This window comes from Mesorhizobium sp. WSM4830, assembly GCF_055811495.1.
Map to the genome: position 1 here is coordinate 69,963 of NZ_JBVVQI010000013.1, position 18,711 is coordinate 88,673.

19 protein-coding genes are annotated in these 18,711 nt (G+C 63.9%); 7 read left to right on the plus strand and 12 right to left on the minus strand.

Going from position 1 to position 18,711, the window contains the following annotated elements:
- Positions 1–93 precede the first annotated feature (93 nt).
- The 5 genes from pcaF (at position 94) to AC0L2Y_RS17975 (ending at position 6,192) form a co-directional block, all read left to right on the plus strand.
- On the plus strand, positions 94–1,299 hold the full coding sequence (gene pcaF, locus AC0L2Y_RS17955; protein ID WP_473558270.1) for a 3-oxoadipyl-CoA thiolase: 1,206 nt from the start codon (positions 94–96) through the stop codon (positions 1,297–1,299).
- Positions 1,300–1,468: 169 nt separating this feature from the next.
- Complete coding sequence (locus tag AC0L2Y_RS17960; RefSeq protein ID WP_352451297.1) at positions 1,469–2,500, plus strand: BMP family protein; 1,032 nt, start codon at positions 1,469–1,471, stop codon at positions 2,498–2,500.
- A 205-nt stretch (positions 2,501–2,705) separates the two neighbouring features.
- Positions 2,706–4,196, plus strand: coding sequence for an ABC transporter ATP-binding protein (locus tag AC0L2Y_RS17965; RefSeq protein WP_473558457.1), 1,491 nt, complete (start codon positions 2,706–2,708; stop codon positions 4,194–4,196).
- Positions 4,196–5,251: an ABC transporter permease gene (locus AC0L2Y_RS17970; protein ID WP_473558273.1), complete on the plus strand. Its 1,056-nt coding sequence runs from the start codon at positions 4,196–4,198 to the stop codon at positions 5,249–5,251. Before AC0L2Y_RS17965 ends, AC0L2Y_RS17970 begins: the two co-directional genes overlap by 1 nt.
- Entirely contained in the window at positions 5,248–6,192 is a 945-nt protein-coding gene (locus AC0L2Y_RS17975) for an ABC transporter permease (protein ID WP_473558275.1), read from the plus strand. The genes AC0L2Y_RS17970 and AC0L2Y_RS17975 overlap by 4 nt, the downstream gene beginning before the upstream one ends.
- Before the next feature lie 14 nt (positions 6,193–6,206).
- Here AC0L2Y_RS17975 and AC0L2Y_RS17980 read toward each other — a convergent pair whose 3' ends face one another.
- Complete coding sequence (locus tag AC0L2Y_RS17980; protein ID WP_352669369.1) at positions 6,207–6,974, minus strand: SDR family NAD(P)-dependent oxidoreductase; 768 nt, start codon at positions 6,972–6,974, stop codon at positions 6,207–6,209.
- 266 nt (positions 6,975–7,240) lie between these two features.
- On the opposite strand from AC0L2Y_RS17980, the gene AC0L2Y_RS17985 reads away from it, so the two are divergent.
- Both AC0L2Y_RS17985 and AC0L2Y_RS17990 read left to right on the plus strand, forming a co-directional pair.
- Positions 7,241–7,396, plus strand: a complete 156-nt coding sequence (locus tag AC0L2Y_RS17985) for a hypothetical protein (protein ID WP_023678176.1) — start codon at positions 7,241–7,243, stop codon at positions 7,394–7,396.
- A gap of 130 nt (positions 7,397–7,526) precedes the next feature.
- The gene (locus tag AC0L2Y_RS17990) at positions 7,527–8,492 is read left to right on the plus strand and encodes an LLM class flavin-dependent oxidoreductase (protein WP_473558278.1); all 966 of its coding nucleotides are present in this window, start codon (positions 7,527–7,529) and stop codon (positions 8,490–8,492) included.
- A 15-nt stretch (positions 8,493–8,507) separates the two neighbouring features.
- Here AC0L2Y_RS17990 and AC0L2Y_RS17995 read toward each other — a convergent pair whose 3' ends face one another.
- The 11 genes from AC0L2Y_RS17995 to AC0L2Y_RS18045 all read right to left on the minus strand — a co-directional run bounded on the left by AC0L2Y_RS17995 (position 8,508) and on the right by AC0L2Y_RS18045 (position 18,649).
- Positions 8,508–8,837: a GYD domain-containing protein gene (locus AC0L2Y_RS17995; RefSeq protein WP_352492243.1), complete on the minus strand. Its 330-nt coding sequence runs from the start codon at positions 8,835–8,837 to the stop codon at positions 8,508–8,510.
- A gap of 1 nt (position 8,838) precedes the next feature.
- The gene (locus AC0L2Y_RS18000) at positions 8,839–9,513 is read right to left on the minus strand and encodes a cysteine hydrolase family protein (protein ID WP_473558281.1); all 675 of its coding nucleotides are present in this window, start codon (positions 9,511–9,513) and stop codon (positions 8,839–8,841) included.
- A 17-nt stretch (positions 9,514–9,530) separates the two neighbouring features.
- Complete coding sequence (locus tag AC0L2Y_RS18005; RefSeq protein WP_473558283.1) at positions 9,531–10,610, minus strand: ABC transporter ATP-binding protein; 1,080 nt, start codon at positions 10,608–10,610, stop codon at positions 9,531–9,533.
- Positions 10,611–10,657: 47 nt separating this feature from the next.
- Positions 10,658–11,665, minus strand: a complete 1,008-nt coding sequence (locus AC0L2Y_RS18010; RefSeq protein ID WP_473558286.1) for a dimethylarginine dimethylaminohydrolase family protein — start codon at positions 11,663–11,665, stop codon at positions 10,658–10,660.
- A gap of 43 nt (positions 11,666–11,708) precedes the next feature.
- On the minus strand, positions 11,709–12,506 hold the full coding sequence (locus AC0L2Y_RS18015) for an ABC transporter permease (RefSeq protein ID WP_473558288.1): 798 nt from the start codon (positions 12,504–12,506) through the stop codon (positions 11,709–11,711).
- Complete coding sequence (locus AC0L2Y_RS18020; RefSeq protein ID WP_473558290.1) at positions 12,503–13,345, minus strand: ABC transporter permease; 843 nt, start codon at positions 13,343–13,345, stop codon at positions 12,503–12,505. The genes AC0L2Y_RS18015 and AC0L2Y_RS18020 overlap by 4 nt, the downstream gene beginning before the upstream one ends.
- A 55-nt stretch (positions 13,346–13,400) precedes the next feature.
- Complete coding sequence (locus AC0L2Y_RS18025) at positions 13,401–14,507, minus strand: ABC transporter substrate-binding protein (protein WP_473558293.1); 1,107 nt, start codon at positions 14,505–14,507, stop codon at positions 13,401–13,403.
- Between the two features lie 61 nt (positions 14,508–14,568).
- Entirely contained in the window at positions 14,569–15,648 is a 1,080-nt protein-coding gene (locus AC0L2Y_RS18030; protein ID WP_352492236.1) for a LacI family DNA-binding transcriptional regulator, read from the minus strand.
- A 97-nt stretch (positions 15,649–15,745) separates the two neighbouring features.
- Positions 15,746–16,696: a dihydrodipicolinate synthase family protein gene (locus AC0L2Y_RS18035; RefSeq protein WP_352492235.1), complete on the minus strand. Its 951-nt coding sequence runs from the start codon at positions 16,694–16,696 to the stop codon at positions 15,746–15,748.
- Positions 16,686–17,681 carry a Gfo/Idh/MocA family protein gene (locus AC0L2Y_RS18040; RefSeq protein ID WP_352492234.1) on the minus strand — a complete coding sequence of 332 codons (996 nt, stop codon included), beginning with the start codon at positions 17,679–17,681 and terminating at the stop codon, positions 16,686–16,688. The genes AC0L2Y_RS18035 and AC0L2Y_RS18040 overlap by 11 nt, the downstream gene beginning before the upstream one ends.
- On the minus strand, positions 17,678–18,649 hold the full coding sequence (locus AC0L2Y_RS18045) for a Gfo/Idh/MocA family protein (protein WP_352492233.1): 972 nt from the start codon (positions 18,647–18,649) through the stop codon (positions 17,678–17,680). The genes AC0L2Y_RS18040 and AC0L2Y_RS18045 overlap by 4 nt, the downstream gene beginning before the upstream one ends.
- Positions 18,650–18,711: the final 62 nt, after the last annotated feature.

An 18,711-nucleotide genomic window follows, 5' to 3' on the forward strand; every position in this document is an offset into this window, starting at 1 on the left:
TGCTCTTGGCCTAACGGCCGGCGGCGAGATGTGCTTTCGTCTCAAGAAAAATGCGGCCAACATGGCCGGGCCGGGAAAAGGGAAGGCTGCATAATGGCCGAGGCCTATATCTGCGACTACATTCGCACGCCGATCGGACGCTTCGGCGGTTCGTTGTCCGCGGTACGTGCCGACGATCTCGGCGCGATCCCCCTGAGGGCGCTTGTCGAGCGCAATCCAGGCATTGATTGGGCTGCTGTCGACGACGTCGTCTATGGCTGCGCCAACCAGGCCGGCGAGGACAATCGCAATGTCGCGCGCATGGCGCTGCTGCTGGCCGGCCTGCCCAAGGAGGTTCCCGGCTCGACCGTCAATCGCCTCTGCGGTTCGGGCATGGATGCGGTCATCATCGCAGCGCGCGCGATCAAGGCCGGCGAGGCGGAGCTGATGATATCAGGCGGCGTCGAATCGATGAGCCGTGCTCCGTTTGTCATGCCGAAGGCCGAGACCGCCTTTTCGCGCAATGCCGAGATTTACGACACCACGATCGGCTGGCGCTTCGTCAATCCGCTGATGAAGAAGCAATACGGCGTCGATTCGATGCCTGAGACCGGCGAGAACGTGGCGAAAGAGTTCGCCGTCTCTCGCGCCGACCAGGATGCGTTTGCCGTGCGCAGCCAGGACAAGGCGGTAGCCGCGCAAGCCAATGGCCGTCTGGCAAAGGAAATCACGCCGGTGATGATCGCGCAGCGCAAGGGCGATCCGGTGGTCGTATCAAAGGACGAGCATCCCCGAGCGGGCACGTCGATCGAAGCGCTGGCCAAGTTGCCGACGCCGTTCCGGCAAGGCGGCACGGTCACCGCCGGCAATGCGTCGGGCGTCAATGACGGCGCCGCGGCGCTGATCGTTGCCTCGGAAGCGGCAGCGAGGAGATACGGACTGACGCCGATCGCCCGCATCCTCGGCGGTGCGGCCGCCGGCGTGGTGCCGCGCATCATGGGCATCGGCCCGGTGCCAGCCACGCAAAAGCTATGCGCCCGGCTCGGCCTGACGCCTCAGCAATTCGACGTCGTCGAGCTTAACGAGGCCTTCGCCTCGCAAGGCATCGCAGTGCTGCGCCAACTCGGCATTGCCGAGGACGCGGAGCACGTCAACCCGAATGGCGGCGCCATCGCGCTCGGCCATCCGCTCGGCATGTCCGGCGCGCGCATCACCGGCACGGCGGCATTGGAACTGCGCGAACGCGGCGGCCGCTACGGCCTAGCGACCATGTGCATCGGGGTCGGCCAAGGCATTGCGGTGGCGCTGGAGAGATTGTGAGCAAGCAGCTCCGGTCGTTCTAAAGGTGCGATTACACGAACGTTTACAGCAGTTCCGCCCGGCCAAATTTGACCATGTGGACAAAAGCCGGGCACCGTTCCATAGTTCCTTCGCTGATATTCCAGAGAAGAGAGCCGGCTCGACACGGCGCCAATCAGAGGGGCATGCAATGGACAACGGGAAGAGCAGAATCCAATCGAAACGCGAAGGGCTTTCGCGACGCAACGTGCTGGAGCTGGGCGCGCTCGGCCTGGCGGCGGCGATGCTGCCGGGCAGCGCCTTTGCCAAGACCAAGAAGCTGAAAGTGGCGGCGATCTTCGCCACGCCGATCGAGGAGCCGTGGGACAACCAGATCCACGTTGCCCTGCAGAAGGCCGAGAAGGAACTCGGCATCGAATACAAATGGTCGGAGAAGGTGCAGACCGCCGATTTCAGCCGTGTCATGCGCGAATATGCGCAGGGCGGCTATGAGCTGGTGCTGGGCGATGCCTTCGCCGCCGAGCGCGAATCGCGCAGGACCGCCAAGCAGTTCCCGAAGACCGCCTTCCTGTTCGGCTCCGGCGCCGGGCCGGCCGAGCCGAATTTCGGCGTTTTCGACAACTGGATCCACGAGCCGGCCTATCTGTCCGGCATGATCGCCGGAAAAATGTCGAAATCGGGCACGATCGGCGCCGTCGCGGCGATGGGCATTCCGGAAGTGAACCGGCTGGTCAACGCCTTCTTTGCCGGCGCCAGGGAGGTCAATCCCAACATCAAGAAGAAGGTCGCCTTCATCGGCTCGTTCTTCGATCCGCCGAAGGCAAAGGAAGCGGCTGTTGCCCAGATCGACGCCGGCGTCGACGTCATCTATGCAGAGCGCTTCGGCGTCATCGAAGCGGCGGCGGAGAAGAAGATCCTCGCCATCTCCAACATGTCGGACCAGTCGAGCCTCGGCCCCGACACGGTGATCACCGGGCCGGTCTGGGACATGTATCCGACCGTCGAGCAGGCGATCAAGCTGGTCAAGGCCGGCGTCTTCACCGCGCAGGATTACGGCGATTTCTCGCGCATGGCCAAGGGCGGCTCCTACCTCGCGCCCTACCATAAATTCGACAAGACGCTGCCGGCCGAGGTCAAGGAACTGGTCGAGAAGAAGAAGGCCGAGATCCTCGACGGCAATTTCCGCGTCGACGTCGATGAGAATACGCCGGTCTCGGACTGAGATCCCTCCCCCTTGAGGGGAGGGTGGCCCGCAGGGCCGGGTGGGGTCCTCGGCGACGCGCTCCGTCGTCTTAAGTCAAAAGTCGAGGCAGCTGAGGTTACCCCTCCCGCCTCGCTTCGCTCGGCACCCTCCCCTCAAGGGGGAGGGATATCGGCGTCAACGCCACCAGGATCCCGCCTTGTCAACGCCTGCCCCTCTCATCGAAATGCGCGGCATCTCCAAGAGCTTCGGCGCCGTCAAGGCGAACGAAGCCGTCGATCTCAGCGTCGCGCCGGGTGAAATCCTCGGGCTGCTCGGCGAAAACGGCGCCGGCAAGACGACGCTGATGAATGTGCTGTTCGGTGCTTATGCGCCCGATGCCGGCGAGATCCTGGTGCAGGGCCTGCCGGTGGCGATCAACAGTTCGGCCGATGCGCTGGCCGCCGGCATCGGCATGGTGCACCAGCATTTTCATCTCGCATCGCGGCTTTCGGTGCTGGAGAACCTTTTGATCGGCATTCCCGGCAGATCGGGCCGGATCGACCGCGCCGGCGGGCTGGCACGGCTCGCCGAGATCGGCCGCCAGCACGGGCTGACGCTCGACCCGGACCTTCCCGTCTCGGCGCTGGCGGTCGGCGAGCAGCAGCGGCTGGAAATCGTCAAGGCGCTGTTTCGCGGCGCAAGGCTGCTGATCCTCGACGAGCCGACGGCGGTGCTGGCGCCGACAGAGGTCGACGGACTGTTTTCGGCGCTTCGCTCGATGGCGGCACAAGGGCTCGGCATCATCTTCATCTCGCACAAGCTCAACGAGGTGCGGGCACTGACGCATCGCTGCGTCGTGCTCAGGCATGGGCGCGTTGCCGGCCGGGTCGATGCGCCGGCCAGCACCACGTCCTCGGAGATGGCGCGGCTGATGTGCGGCCACGAGATCGTGCCTCCGGCCAGGGGACCGTCGATGCCCAGTGCGGCCGTGCTGACCCTCGACGGCATCTCGACATCGCATCATTCCGGCATGGCGCTGCGCGATGTTTCGCTATCGGTTCGTGGCTGCGAGATACTCGGCATCGCCGGCGTCTCCGGCAATGGCCAGCGCGCGCTTGCCGAAGTGATTTCCGGCGTGCGAGCGCCCGATGCCGGGAAGATGACCATAGCCGGCAAAACGGTTTCGCGGTTCTCGCCGCGCGACGTGCAGGCACTCGGCCTCGGCCGCATCCCGGAAGACCGCATGACGACCGGGCTGGTCACCAATCTGCCGCTTGCCGATTCGATGGTGCTGCCGCGCATCGGCACGGCAGCGTTCAGCCGCAACGGCCTGCTCAAGCCGGATGCGATCCGCGCTTTCACCGAGGCACAGATCAAGGCTTATGACATACGCTGCCCCGGGCCGATGACGCGCGCCGGGGCGCTTTCCGGCGGCAATCTGCAAAAGGCGCTTCTGGCACGCGAACTCGCCTTCGATCCGAAGGTGCTGATCGTTTCGCAGCCGACACGCGGCCTCGATATCGGCGCGGCGCGCTTCATCCACGAAAAATTCCTCGACATGCGCGCCAAGGGCTGCGGCATCATCGTCATCGGCGAGGATTTGGAAGAGTTGCTGATGCTCTCGGATCGTATCGCGGTGATGTATGAAGGCCGCATCGTCGGCACGCTGGACAGCGCCGATGCCAGCGTCGCCAGACTTGGGTTGATGATGACCGGGGCAGAGGGAAAGGCTTGATGTTCCGTCTCGAGGCCCGCACCTCAACGCCCGCCTGGTTCAATCTGGCGCTGCCGCTGCTCGCCATCGGGGCGACGCTGATCCTGTGCAGCGGCCTCATAGCACTGGCTGGCGCCGGCGTCGTCGAGGCTTATAACGTGATGTTTTCGGCGTCGCTGGGCGACAGCTATGCCATCACCGAAACGCTGGTGCGTGCCACCCCGATGATCTTCACCGGGCTGGCCGTGGCGGTCGCTTTCCGCGCCAAATTCTGGAACATCGGCGCCGAAGGACAATTGCTGGCCGGTGCGGTGGCGAGCTGTGCCGTCGGCGCCATTCCGATGCCGGGTCCGCTCGCCATGCTGCTGATGGCGCTGGCAGGCGCCGCCGCCGGCGCGGCCGTCGCCCTGATCCCTGCGACGCTGCGGGTGAAATTCAGGGTCGATGACGTGGTCAGTTCGCTGCTGCTCAATTTGGTCATTTTCTACGCACTGATGGCGCTGATCGAGGGGCCATGGAAGGATAGTTTCAGCGGCTATCCGATCTCGCCGCCGATCGAGGATACGGCCAATTTTCCGGTGCTGCTCGAAGGCACGCGGCTGCATCTCGGCGTCGTCGCGGCGCTGGTCGCAGCACCCCTGATCTGGTTCGTGGTCGCGCGCACTACGCTCGGCTTCCGCATCAGGGTCACCGGCGAAAACCCCGAGGCTGCGCGCTATGGCGGCATCAATGTCGAGCGGGTGCTGATTTCGACGGCGCTGCTGTCCGGCGCATTGGCCGGCCTTGCGGGCGTCGGCGAGGTCGGCGGCGTGCATTTCCAGGTAATGAGCGACATCTCGCCGGGCTATGGCTATTCCGGCATCGTCGTCGCCATGCTGGCAAGGCTCAATCCGCTCGGCGTGGTGCCGGCGGCGATCTTCCTTGCTGCCGTCATGACCGGCGCCGAGGCGATGTCGCGGGCGACCGGCGTTCCGGCCTTCCTCAGCGAAGTCATCCAGGGAACGGCGCTGCTCGCCATGCTGGTGGCGCTGCTGTTCACCGCCTATCGCATCCGCCGCGTGGGAACAGCCAAATGAGCGTGGTGCTGGAGCAAATCTTCCAGGTCGGCTTCCTGGCCGCGATCATTCGCATCGCCACGCCGCTTGCCTTCGCGACGCTGGGCGAAATGTTTTCCGAACGCGCCGGCGTGCTCAATCTCGGCATCGAAGGCATCATGCTGTTGTCGGCGATGACCGGCTTCACCGCGGCGAGCCTCAGCGGCAGCCTTTGGTTCGGCGTGCTCGCCGCCGTGCTGACCGGGGCGCTGATGGGCGCCGTGCACGCGCTGTTCACGGTGGCGCTCGGCCTCAGCCAGCATGTCTGCGGCATCGGCGTGACGCTGTTCAGTTCAGGTCTTGCTTACTTCCTCTATCGGCTGATCTTCGGCCAGCAATCGGTGCCACCGAACATCAAGGGGTTCGAGACGCTGCCGATCCCGATCCTGTCCGGCATACCGGTGCTTGGGCCGGCGGTGTTCAACCAGTTTTCGCTGGTCTACATGGCGATGCTGTCTATTCCCCTGGCCGCCTTCGTGCTCTACCGCACGCCATGGGGCCTGTCGGTTCGCATGGTCGGTGAAAACCCGCGCGCCGCTGATTCGGCCGGCGTCAGCGTCATCGCTACGCGCTTCCAGGCGGTGATCCTCGGCGGTGCCTTGATGGGGCTGGCCGGTGCCTTCCTGTCGATGGCGCAGTTCAACGCGTTCACCTTCGGCGTGGTTTCGGGGCGTGGCTGGGTGGCAATCGCGCTCGTCGTTTTCGGCCGCTGGGATCCGTGGCGATCGGCAGGTGCTGCACTGCTGTTTGCCTTCGTCGACGCCTTGCAGTTGCGCATGCAGGCGAGCGGGCTTGGCCATATCCCCTACGAGGCGTTCCTGATGCTGCCGTTCATCTTCACCATCGTCGCCATGGCGGTGATGTCGCGCAATGCGGTGGCCCCGTCGGCGCTGCTCAAGCCATTCCGGCGCGAAGAGCGGTAGCGGCGCTTCGCCTCTCACATAGCGGTAAAGCCGTTGTCGACGAACAGATGGGCGCCGTTGACGAAGCTGGCCTCGTCGCTGGCCAGGAACAGGGCTGCCTTCGCCACCTCTTCCGGCTCGCCGATCCGTCCTTGCTGCGCGGCCATTGCCGCGTCGGAGACATCGACGCCGAGTTTGTCGAGATCGGCGACCTCGCGCAGGCCGTGCGGTGTCCTGATGAAGCCTGGACAGACCGCATTGCAGCGGATGTTGCGGTCGCGGAATTCGACGGCAATGGCACGCGCGAACATGTGACAGGCGCCCTTGGTGGTGTCGTAAAGCACCTCCATCGGCGTCGCCGCCACCGCCGAGATCGACGAAGTGCAGACGATGGAACCGCCGCCGGCGGCGATCATGCCGGGCAACACGGCGCGCGTCATCAGGAACATCGAACGCACATTGACGGCATGCAGCCAGTCCCATTCCTGCAGCGTGGTCTCCAGGAAGGGTTTGATAACGATGGTGCCGGCGTGATTGAACAGAACCGTGACCGGGCCGAATTTTTCCATCACGCCCGTCACCGCCGCTTCGACCTGCGCCTCATCCGATACGTCGGCGACCCAGTGTTCGGCGACATGGCCGCGTTGCCTGATTGCCGCTGCGGTGGCGGCGGCGGCTTCGCCGTTGCGGTCGATGATCGCCACCTTGGCGCCCTCGGCCGCGAAAAGCTCCGAGGCCGCACCGCCCATTCCCGTCGCGCCGCCCGAAATGATGGCGACCTTGCCGGCCAGTCTTGTGCCCATGTTTTGCTCCTGCTGCTTTGTCGCGACGTCGCGGCTTTCCGCTGAAGCAGCGATGCTATCCCGCATCCATGGGATGGCCAAGGAGCCACAGACACATGGACCTGACGTTTTCTGCCGCTACCCCGGCGTGCCTCAAAAGGCAGCGCTAAGCAGTAAAAGCACTAATTTGCCCGCCGTTTGGAGAAAATTGTTCTAAGGATCGGGCGAAAATAGCACTCGACAAAGTCTACTGATTTTATAGATTAAGCGCCGAGACGGAGGTCGATATGTCCTATAGCCAGAACGCTCAGACTGCCCGCAAAGGCCAAAGGCTGGGTTCCGACCAGGTGTGGCGGCCGGCCTATGCCGGCGCTTTCGCGTATCTCGTCTTTGCCCTTGCGTTTGTATTCACCGGGGCAGTGGTACTGGGGCTGATCCCCTGATTATTGAGGCTTTGATCGTCGAGGCTTCCTTGGGGTAGCGGCCTGCCGTTTGCAGAAATTCCGGAGTTGATGAACCGAATGCCGGTGCGCTTTTGCGCGCCCTGATTCCAACGTGATGGAGGAGATGGCAATGCCGATCGAGTTCACGCATGTTCCCGGTAAGATCCACGCCGCCGACGCCAGCTTTTTCTACGACTTTGTCGAGACCGCGACGAAGCTGTCACTGATCGAGGATGCCGGATTCCAGAGGATCGTCATCGACGACCAGGCCGGACTGCTGACCAATATGGACCTTGCCGCCCAGACGCTGGACCGGACCTCCTCCCTCGAAGTCGTGCTAACGCATTGGGCGGGCGTGATCGAACCAACCGTGGCGGCGCGGCAGCTCGCTGCTCTCGACCAGAGAAGCGGTGGCCGGCTGTCGCTCAGGATGCTCAGTGAGCCGCTGAGCGACGACGATGCCGAGACACGTCCCGCCGGCCACACAGTGATCTGGCAACGCATCGACGAATATCTGGTGCTGCTGAAGCGGTTGTGGTCAAACGACATGCCGTTCGATCATGAAGGCACCTTTTACAGCATCAAAGGCGGCTATGTGCCGCGCAAGGGGCCGCATGGTGCCGATGTGACCATCCGCATGGGCGGGCAGTCGGGCACTGCGCTCAGGGTCGCGGGCAGGCATGCGGACGTGTTCGAGCTGGCGCCGGGCTCGCTTGCAGAAATCCGCCAGTCAATGGAGCGCGTACGCGGCGCCGCCGCCGAACACGGCCGGGCCGGCAAGCTGCGTTTCGCGCTTCCCGTCCGAATCCGTACGGAAGACCGAATCCGTTCGGAAGATAGGCCGGCCGCTTCCTGCCAGAAGGCGCTCGAACTTGCCGGGCCGCCGGCGCAGGTCGCGCTGTCGCTGCTTTCCTACGCCGCTTTGGGGATCAAGGAGTTCATGATCGTCGGCGTCGACAGGCCACGCGAGATTGCGACCGCCGGCCGCGAGGCGATCGCACTGCTGCGCAATTCGCTGGCACGGCGCGAGGCCGATGTCCCTCAGCCGGGGGCGTTTGCGTCACGCGCGACAGGAGAAGCGCGCGCTCCCTCCTGAGGCAGGGCTACCGCGTCATTTCAAGACCCGCTCGACAATTGCGCCGAAGGCCGACGGGTCGAATGCCGGCAGGATCAGCGGCTCGACGAAACCATCGCGCCGGGCCGTCAGTACATATTGCAGCATGGCTTCGTTATCAGGCATTTCGAAGACCTGGACGAAATCATAGGCGCCGAGGGTGGCATAGAAGGCGACCGACCGTCCGCCGAGTGCTGCAACGCGCTCCTCGCTGACCTTTCTGCGATCGGGGCTGCCGGCCAGCTCTGCCAGCCCTTTATCGGTCAGCCGCATCAGCGACACGTACAGGCGCTTGGTCGCCACCTTGTTGCTAGTCTCCTCGGACATATCAGCGCCCCTTGCCCGGTAATTGCGACAGTGCCGCAATGACGGCGGTCGAATCGGTCAGCGCGCCGAAGATGCCGTTTTCGACCGTCACCATGTGCAGCGCGGCCTCATGCGCATATCTGTCGCCGCTGGCGCAGGCATCCGAGATGGTCAGGCACTGGAAATTGCGGTCGCAGGCCTCGCGCAAGGTCGTGTGCACGCAGACGTCGGTCGTGCATCCCGAAAACAGGAGATGCGTGATGCCTTGCGCGCGCAGCACATGCTCGAAATCCGTGTAGGTGAAGGCACCGTTGCAGGTTTTGTCGACGACGATGTCCTCAGGCGCCACCTCGATCTCGGCAACGATCTGGAAGCCGGGGCTCGAACGCAGCAGAATTTCGGTTCCTTCGAGGCCTGCCCGCTTGCGCCGCCATTTCTCATAGGGCGTCATGTCGGCCATATCCGCCCGATAGCCTTGCCTGGTGTGGATGATCCTGAGGCCGGCCGCCCGCGCGGCCGCGATCAGACGGTTCACAGTCGGCAGAATGGCCCGCAGCGGGCCAGGATCGTAGCCCTGCCTGGCGAAATAGCCTGTCGTCGACAGGAAATCCTCCTGCAGATCAATGACGATGAGCGCAGTGGTTTCGGCAATCAGCCTGCCGTCATAGGGAAAGTCGAACGGTTCTGCCTTGATCATGTTGGTTCTCGCAGAATTCAGGATATCGAGGCTTCGTTCGGCAGGACGCCGATGGCGGAGGGATGTACGCGGCAATCGACGACCTGTCCGGGCGCAGCGGCGACGGCTGCTTCCGAACGCAACGTCGCCACCATCTGTTCGCCCGCCGCCGTCCTGAGCAGGATGCGTTCAAGCGCGCCGACAAAGGAATTCTCGATGACCGTCGCCCGAAAGCCGATCTCGTCACCCGTTGCCTGGCCAATGCGGATGTCCTCGGGCCGCACCCACACAGTCAGGATATCGCCGGGCCGCTCGCGGCGGACCCTTCCCTTCGGAAACCCGAAGCGCGTGCCGAACGCCTCGATCATCGTTTCGTCGTCGTCGGCGCAGTGCCCCGACAAGAAGTTGTTTTCGCCCAGGAAGCCGGCGACAAAACGCGTCGAGGGTTTCTTATAGAGCTCTCGCGGCGGCCCGACTTCAACGATCCGGCCGTGGTTGAACACCGCAATCCGGTCGGACATTGCGATCGCCTCTTCCTGGTCGTGGGTGACGTAGACGAACGTCACCCCGGTCTCGCGATGCAGCCGCTTCAACTCCTTTTGCATCGCTTCGCGCAGCATACGGTCGAGCGCCGAAAGCGGCTCGTCCAGAAGCAGGATCCGCGGCCCGAAGGCCAAGGCGCGGGCTATGGCGACGCGCTGCTGCTGGCCGCCGGACAATTCGCGCGGCTTGCGCTCGGCAAGATTGTCGAGGCCGACCAGCGACAGCATCTCGGCGACCCGTGCGGCTATCTTCGCCTTGTCCCATTTGCGGACGCGAAGCGAGAAGGCGATGTTGTTGGCGACCGTGAGATGCGGGAACAGCGCATAACCCTGGAAGACGAAGCCGAAATTGCGGTCCTCGGGGTCGACGTGGGTTATGTCCGTGCCATCGAGGCGAATCGCCCCTTTGGTCGGCGTGGTGAAGCCGGCCAGCGACATCAGCAAGGTCGTCTTGCCGGACCCGGATGGCCCGAGCAAAGTGACGAACTCGCCCGCTTCGACCGAAAGGTTGATCCCGGTCAATGCGGTGACCTTGTCATAGGTCTTTGTCAGATCGTCGATGACCAGCAATGCCATGTCAGACCAGCGCCATGTCAGTTCGGGGCCATGTCAGTTCGGAACCATCAGATCGGGTCCCTGATCAGCGGCGCGGTCGAGCAATGCAGGCCACCGCCGCCCAGCTCGACCGGCTCGTAGTTGCAGGTCAGCACGGTGATGCCGGCGGCGTCGAGCCGGTCCGACAGGCGCTGCGAGCGGCTGCCATGCATGATCACGCGCCCGGGCGCGACGGCCAGGCAGTTGAGCGACATGGCGCTGTCCTCGGGAGGCAGTTCGATCATTTTGATGCCGCGCTTCTGCAGATATTCGATGAATGGATAGGGCAGTTCGTTGACGTTGACGATCGCCGTCTCGACATCGACCATGATGAAGGCGCCGTCGATGTGAATGCGGTATCCGGGCATAGGCACCTTGATCAGCTCCACGCCCAGCCCGGCGAGGATGCTTTCGACCTGCCGCACGCCTTCCGGGTTGCAGGCGATGCTGACGGTGCAGACGGCGGTTTTGGAATCGATGAAGGCAAAGCCGCCACCTTCGAAGACGGCCGAGCCGTGGATGGTGCCGAGGATCGGGCAGCCGGCCTTGGCCAACGCCCGGGTCACCGGCAGTTCCTCGCCGCGACGGACCCGCCGCGCCAGGCGCGTGACGATGGCGCCGCCCGGAACGCCGATGACGCTGTCGCGCGTATAGATCTGTTTCATCGCTCCGGGAGCGGCCCTGTCAACGAGAATGACGTCGACGCCTTCCGCACGCAGCAAACTGGTGAACTCGTCATGGGCGCGCTGCATGGCCGGCAAATCGGGCATTGTGCGGCCCATCCAGTACCAGCCTTTTTCCGGATCGCCGAAGCCGCCGACTTCGGGCATCGGCTTGTTTTCGACGACGGAGAGCTCGTCGCCGGGTCGGTGCATCAGGACGGCACGCAAGCGGCCGACATCGTTCGAACAGCCCCAATGGCGCCCCCATACCGGGATCTGTTCCTCAGCCGTATCGAAGCCCGGCTCAGGGACGGAGCCGAATATGCTGAAGAACTTATTCTCCCGGTACTCGTTGTCGCTCATTGCGGTGCTCATTGGTCTTCCTTTCCTCGATTGTCCCCGGCGACCGGGGCTTGAACTAGGATTTCCGTTGTCGGCGTGCGGCCAGCGCGCGTGCGGCAAGCGCCAGCACCGTTATGACGAGCAGGACGGTGGCTATCGCCGCCAGCGCCGGATCGACCGCATCCTGGATGCTGGTCCAGATGCGGCGTGGCAACGTGACGACGGCGCGCCCGGTGATGAAAAGCGTCACCGTGATCTCGTCCCAGGAGGCGACGAAGGCGAGCAGCGCGCCCGCGGCAACGCCAGGCACGATGTTCGGCAAGATCACCTTGCCGAACACGGTCATCGGCCTGGCGCCGAGGCTTCTGGCAGCCTGTACCAGCTTCTGATTGAGATTGGACAGCGAGGCACCGATCGCCAGCACGGTCAACGGCAAGGCCAGCACGACATGTACAAGGATAACGCCGGTATAGCTGTCGAGCAGCGACAGACGCGCCCACAGCTTGACCATGCCGACGGCGTATATGATCGGCGGCACGATCATCGGCGACAGCAGAAGTATGCGCATTAGGGATGGCCACCAGCCTCCTGCCGCCCAGGCGCCGACGGCGAAAGCGACGCCGAGCGCGGTGGCGATCGCAGCGCAGGCAAGCGCGATGCCGGCACTGGTCAGCATGCTGGGTAGCCAACCCTTACTCCAGTCGGCGAGCGCCGCGAAATGCTCCATCGAAATGCCGTCCTGCGGCAACGACAGATAATCGCGGTCGGTCAATGCGACCGGGATCACCACCAGGATCGGTACGAACAGGAAGCCGAGCAAGCACCATGCCACAAGGCGCGGCAGTCCGATCTCGAGGATGCGCCGCGGCTTCATTGCTGCGGCCTGGCGACGAAGGCGGCGCGCAGCGCCGGACTGCGCATGGCGGCAAAGACGATGATGCCGACCACCAGAAGCAGCATGGTCGACAGCGATGTCGCTAGATCCCAGCGCGAGGTGCTCGAGATCTGCACAGAGATATATTCGGCGATCATCAGGGTCTTGCCGGCGCCGAGCAGGGCCGGCGTCACCAGAAAGCCAAGCGAGAAAACGAAGACGAACAGTGTCGCCAACGCGATGCCGGGCAGGCTTAGCGGCAGCCAGACGCGCCAGAAGATCGTTGCCGGACGCGCGCCCAGCGAGCGTGCCGCCTGCATGATGCGGCGGTCGATATCGGACAGATTGGCATAGAGCAGCAGGATGGCGAACGGCATCATATAGTGCACCATGCCGATGGTGACGCCGAAAAGATTGTAGACGAGGTCGAGCGGCGTCGAGATCACGCCCATATCCATCAAGGCGCTGTTGAGGACGCCCCGCCGGCGCAGGATGGTGATCCAGGAAAACGCCCTGACCAGCACCGATATCCAGAACGGCACTAGCACCAGGAACAGCGAGATGCGGCGCCAGCCCGCCGACATATGGATGATGGCGAAGGCGACGACATAGCTTGCCAGCACCGTTATCACCGTCGTCATGACGGACACTTTGAGCGTCGTCATGACGACGCGGCCGACCGCTGCGTTGGCGAACAGGTTCTGGTAGTTGGCAAGGCCGAGCTTCGGCTCGGTCAGGCTCAACGCCAGAACCTGCAGGATCGGCGCCGCATACAGGCCGATTGCCACCAGGCTGGCGGGAACCGTCAGCAGCAAAGCTGTTGTTTTGAAATTTCGCATCGGACATAGGCCGCCAACTTTGCCGGGGGCGGCCTTTCCTTGTTGGCTCGCCCTCTCAGCTCGAGATGAAGTCTAGGTATTTGTTCTGGAGCTCGGTCTCGTGTTCCGCGTAATAAGCGGGATTGAGCATGATCTGCGAGGCAGCATTTTCCTTCGTCGTCGGATTCACGAGGGCGTCCTCCGGCGTCATCAAGGCGAGCGTCTTGGGGTTGGACGGTCCGTTGCCCATGATCTGCAGCAGCACGAGCTGGCCGGCCGGATCGAGCGTCGAATTGATGAAGTCGAACACTTTCTTGCCGGCGGGATTGCCCTTCGGAACCGACCACGCGCTGGCCGAAAGGATGTTCTGTTCCCAGATCCACTTGAATTTGTCGGGGGTCTCTTTGTGCAGGAGATTGGCGCGGGTGTGCCAGATGTTGCCCATCGCCACTTCGCCCTCGCGGAACAGTTGCTGGGTCTGCGCGCCGCCTTCCCAGAAGATGATGTCGGCGAGCATCGGCTTCAACTTCTTGAACGCCCGGTCGACGTCGAGTGGGTAGAGGTCGGCGGGCGCGACCCCGTCCGCCATGAGGACGAATTCGAGCTGCCCCTGGATCCATTTGCACATTGTGCGCTTGCCGGGGAATTTGGCCGTGTCGAAGAAGTCGGCCCACCCTGTCGGCGCGACACCCTTGGTTGCGTCGGCATCGTAGGCAAGCACGTTCGAATAGACGTAGTTCGAGATGCCGAACTCGCCGGCGAAATTCTCGGGCACCTGCGACTTGTCGACGATCGTGTAGTCGATCTTCTCGACCAGATTGCCCTTGCCCAGCGTCAGGGAATCGATCATGCCGCCGTCGGTGGCATCCCAGATGACCTTGCCGGACTCGACCATGGCCCGGATTGTGCCGATCGCAGGCCCTGCCCCGTCGATCACCACTTTCATGCCGCTCTTCTGGGTGAAAGGTTCGCCATAGGCCTTGGCGAAGGCGTCCGCCGCAGCCCCTCCCCAGTTGCAGACGACGATTTCGGAGGCGTCGGCCTGGGCAACGCCGGGCTTGAAGGCGGTCACAAGTCCGAGGCCGCCGAGAGCAAAGAGGAAAGAGCGGCGATCGATCTCACCGCGGTTGAATTTTTCCAGCGCGATCTGCGCCGCGTCTTGTGCGAAATGCGAGATTGTCATTTTTCATTCTCCCATTGTTGATGGTGGACTGCATGTCTTCGCGGATTTGATCCGTCTCTGTTCAAATTCCCACTCTTGCCGGCGGTCGGTTTTCCGCTGAGGCGTTTCCAGCCAGTTTCCAATGCGTCCTGCGCGGCGCGCCCACGGAGTGGCGCACGACAAGTTTCACCGCAACCGGCGCCGCGTCCGGTATTTCGACGCCGTTGATGTGGTCGATCAACAGGCCGACGGCTCGACGGCCGAATTCCTCCGCCGACTGACGGATGGCCGTCAGCGGCGGATCGAGCAGGTCGACATTGCGGATGTCGTCGAAACCGACCAGCGACAGATCGGCGGGCACGCTGATGCCGAGCTTGCGACAGCCTTGCAAAATCCCCAGCGCCAGCATGTCTGCAGAGGCGAAGATTGCGGTCGGCGGGTTGTCGAGTGCAGCGAACCGCCGGATCGCGCGCAGGCCGGACTCCTCGTCATAGTCGCCGAAAAAGACGTAGCCGGGCTCGAGCTGCAGGCCTCTGCGTTCGAGGCATTCCTCGAAGGCTCCGAACCGCTCCCTGCTGCTGAGCAGCGCCGGTGGGCCGCCGACAAAGGCGATCGCCTGGTGGCCACTATCCAGAAGATGCTCGGTCGCCAGCCTGGCGCCGCGACGGTTATCGGCAAACAGGCGCGGCGCAATGGCGCCGGGAACGTCCTCGTCGACCAGGACGACGTTGCTGCAGGCATTGATCTTCTGGACCAGTGCGCCATCGTCCGGATGGTTGGTCATCAGCAGGATACCGTCGACCTGCGCGTCGTCGATGCGCGACAGGAAGCCCAGTTCCTTGGCGGCGATGTTGCGGCTGTTGAACATCACCAGGCTGTAGCCGAGCCGGCTTGCCTCCTCTTCGGCCGCACTCGCGATGGCGGCGAAAAATGGGTAGGAGATGTCGGAAACGATCAGGCCGATGGTTTCGCTACGGCCCTTGCTCAGCCGTCGCGCGATGGCGTTGGGGCGATATTCCAGTTCCGCCACCGCCGCCCTGATGCGTTCGCTGGTTTCCGCCGGGAGCTTGATGCGGCCGTTCAGGTGACGCGACACGGTGGTGACCGAGACGCCGGCCGCATGTGCGACGTTCCTGATCGTGGATGCTGTGGGTTTCTTCATGAGGCGACTTCGCCCAGCGTTTGCCGATGGGCAGAGTTCAGCACAGGAATTTACGCTTGTAAACCGCTTTACTAAACCGGTTTCGTGAAATCGCGCGCTACCACCATTCCGGGAAAGCCGCGTGAGCGGCCCTGGCCAGTGTCGGGATTTCCTGATCGGGAACGGAGCTGTAGGGCCAGAGCAGTCGCGGGCCGAGCGGCGCCCAGCCGCCGGCCGCCGCCATCGCCTTGTCGAGTGCCGCATCGCTGACATTGTAACGGGTGCGAAACGGTAGGACATGTGCGGCGAGGAAGGCCTGTATGCGGGCCTCGACCTCGGCAGCGGCGGCCATGTCGGTACGGATCATCCGCCACCACATCACCGCGCCCTTCGGGTTGAGGCAGGCAACGTTGGAATAGCTGCCATGGGCTCCCCCGGCATAACCTGTTGCCAGCGTGTGGCCGGGGACGAAAACGGAAAATCCGTCCAGTTTGCGGCGCATGTCGGCATACCAGCCGGCGTCGCCGCCCGGCAGCTTGGCGCCGATCAGCGATGGCACGGCCGCACGCAGCCTGGCGATGCCGTCGAGCGTCAGCCGACGCTTAGCGTGCGGCGGGTTGTAGAGCACCAGCGGCGTTTCGGGCGCGACTTCGCACAGGCCGCCGGCAAAGCGCATGACCTCGTCGTCGCTGGGCGGCCACCAGTCGGGCAAGGTGAACTGCACCGCCGCCGGGCGAAGTACGGCCACCCGTGTCAGCCGCTCCAGCGCGACGCGCGGATTGGACTGGCTGATGCCGATCTGGAAAGGAAGGCGCGCGCGGCCGGCTATGGTTGCGACCAACTCACAAAGCCGGTCGAATTCGGGCTCGGTCTGGCAATGGAATTCGCAGGCCGTGCCATTGGAATAGACGCCTTCGACGCCTGAGGCGCAGAGCCGGGCGATCGTCTCTTCCGTCGCCTGCCAGTCGATCGCTCCGCGATGGTCGATGGCCAACATCACCGCACCCCAGACGCCGCGCGGCGCGTGTGTGGGCAAGCGGGCCAGATGGTCGTTAGGGTCAGCGTGCACCGGCGATCTCGTGTTCGCGGCGGGTTTCGTTCGATGCGAAGGCAGCCTCGATAATGGCGATCATCTTGCGTGCATAGATACCGTCGACCGGCACCGGCGTATCGTAGGCAATGGCATCGCGCATTGCGCTCCATTCGCGCACCAGCGCGTTATGCATCCAGTTCGGCTCAAAGGAACCGGGCAACTCGGTCCAGACCGTATCGCGGCCAAGCATCGTGCCGCGGTCCATGTCGATGCGCAGCGTTCCCTGCTCGCAGACCAGATCCATGGCGTAGGTGGAAGCGCCGGTGCGATAGCCGACGCTCTGCACCTGGCCGACGCCGCCGCCGGCGAAGCGCAGTCCGAGCAAGGCGCTGTCGTCTGCTTCCTGGTCATGGAACTTGGCGCCGAGCATGCCGCTCACCGACACGACATCGTCATCCATCAGCCAGACGAGGCGGTCGAGCGCGTGGATGCCGGCCGTCAACAGCATGCCGCCGCCGGTCGCCTTGCGCAGATGCCAGTCGCGGCGATTGTGCTCCATCCACAGCTTGATGATCCAACTCGATCCGGTGAGCGGCCGGCCTAGCTCGCCTCCCTCAAGAATTTGCCTGGCCGCGATGCAGGGCAGGGCGAAATGCATGAGATGGGCGACCATCAGCTTGACGCCGCCCTTGGCCACGGCGGCATTGATCGCATCGCAGGCGGCCGCCGTCGGCGCCATCGGCTTTTCGAGCAGGATATGCTTGCCGGCGTTTGCCGCGCCGATGGCCATTTCCGCATGGAGGTGGTGCGGGCTGGCGATGAGCACCGTGTCCACCTCCTTGTCGTCCAGGAGCTTGCGCCAGTCGGCGTAACCGCGGCCGCCATGTTCGGCGGTGAAGCGCTGCAGCGCGTCGGCATTTCCACGAGAAGCGGCAACGAGGCGAATGCCGCCAACCTCACGGATTGCCCGCGCATGGGCTGCGCCGAAATCGCCGGCGCCGATAATTCCTATTCCAATCATGATCCTGCCTTTTGATAAGCGGCGTCGATCAGCGACATCGCCGCAACATAATCCTCGATGGACACCGGCGGAGGCGCCTTTTTGGCCAGCCGGTCAAGCGTATCGCGCATGAACAGACGATAGCGCGTTGCCGGCAGTTCGACCGGCAAGTCGACGATTGCCGCGTCGTCGAGCGTGGCGCAAATGGTCCGGTCGCCATGATCGATGAGGGTGGCATTGGCACTGACGATGCGCCACTCGAAGTCACCGCCGGGGCGCATCGAGGCAAAGGTATAACCGGCCTCGACGATGAACAGCGCGCCGGCCTCGTCTTCCAGCACCAGCAGCGCATGATCCTCGACCGGGCCGGGATGAATGCGGTTCGCGATCGAAACGCTTTTCAGGTCGAGCTTGCCGGTTGCGAGGCTGAGTGCCGCGTCGACGCCGTGTATGCCGAGATTCCTCAACGCACCCCCGCCACCAACCGCCGGGTCGACGACCCAGGCGACACCGTCGGCGACGTAGCGTTGCGGCGGGCCATTGACCAGCCGGAACTGGCAATGCGCCACCGGGCCGGCGCGACCTTGCCGGCGCAGCCGTTCAAACGCCGTGACGGCCGGTCCGAAACGGTTGGGCAGGGGAACAGCGACAAAAGCCTGGTACTGCCTGGCAAGGTCGCGCAGCGCCATCAGTTCCCTCGTATGGCTGGCCGCCGGCTTCTCGAGGATCAGCGGTATCCCTGCCGCGATGATCGCACGAACCCGTGCCGGCACCGTCGAAGGGTGCCCCATCAACAGGATCACATCCGGCGGGCTGGAGAGGATCTCCGTGAAATCTTCGATAAACGGCAGGTCGTGGTGCGCGGCGAACGCATGCGCTTGGCCAGGATCCTCGTCCCAGATACCAGCGATCTCCGCACCGCAAAAGCGTGCGGCGTCGAGGTGCATTTCGGCGTGCCAGTGGCTCGAGCCGGCGAGGGCAATCTTCATTCGAAGGCAGCAGGGTTGTTATGGGCTTGCAGGATATCCTACAAGTAGCTATACGACAAGCG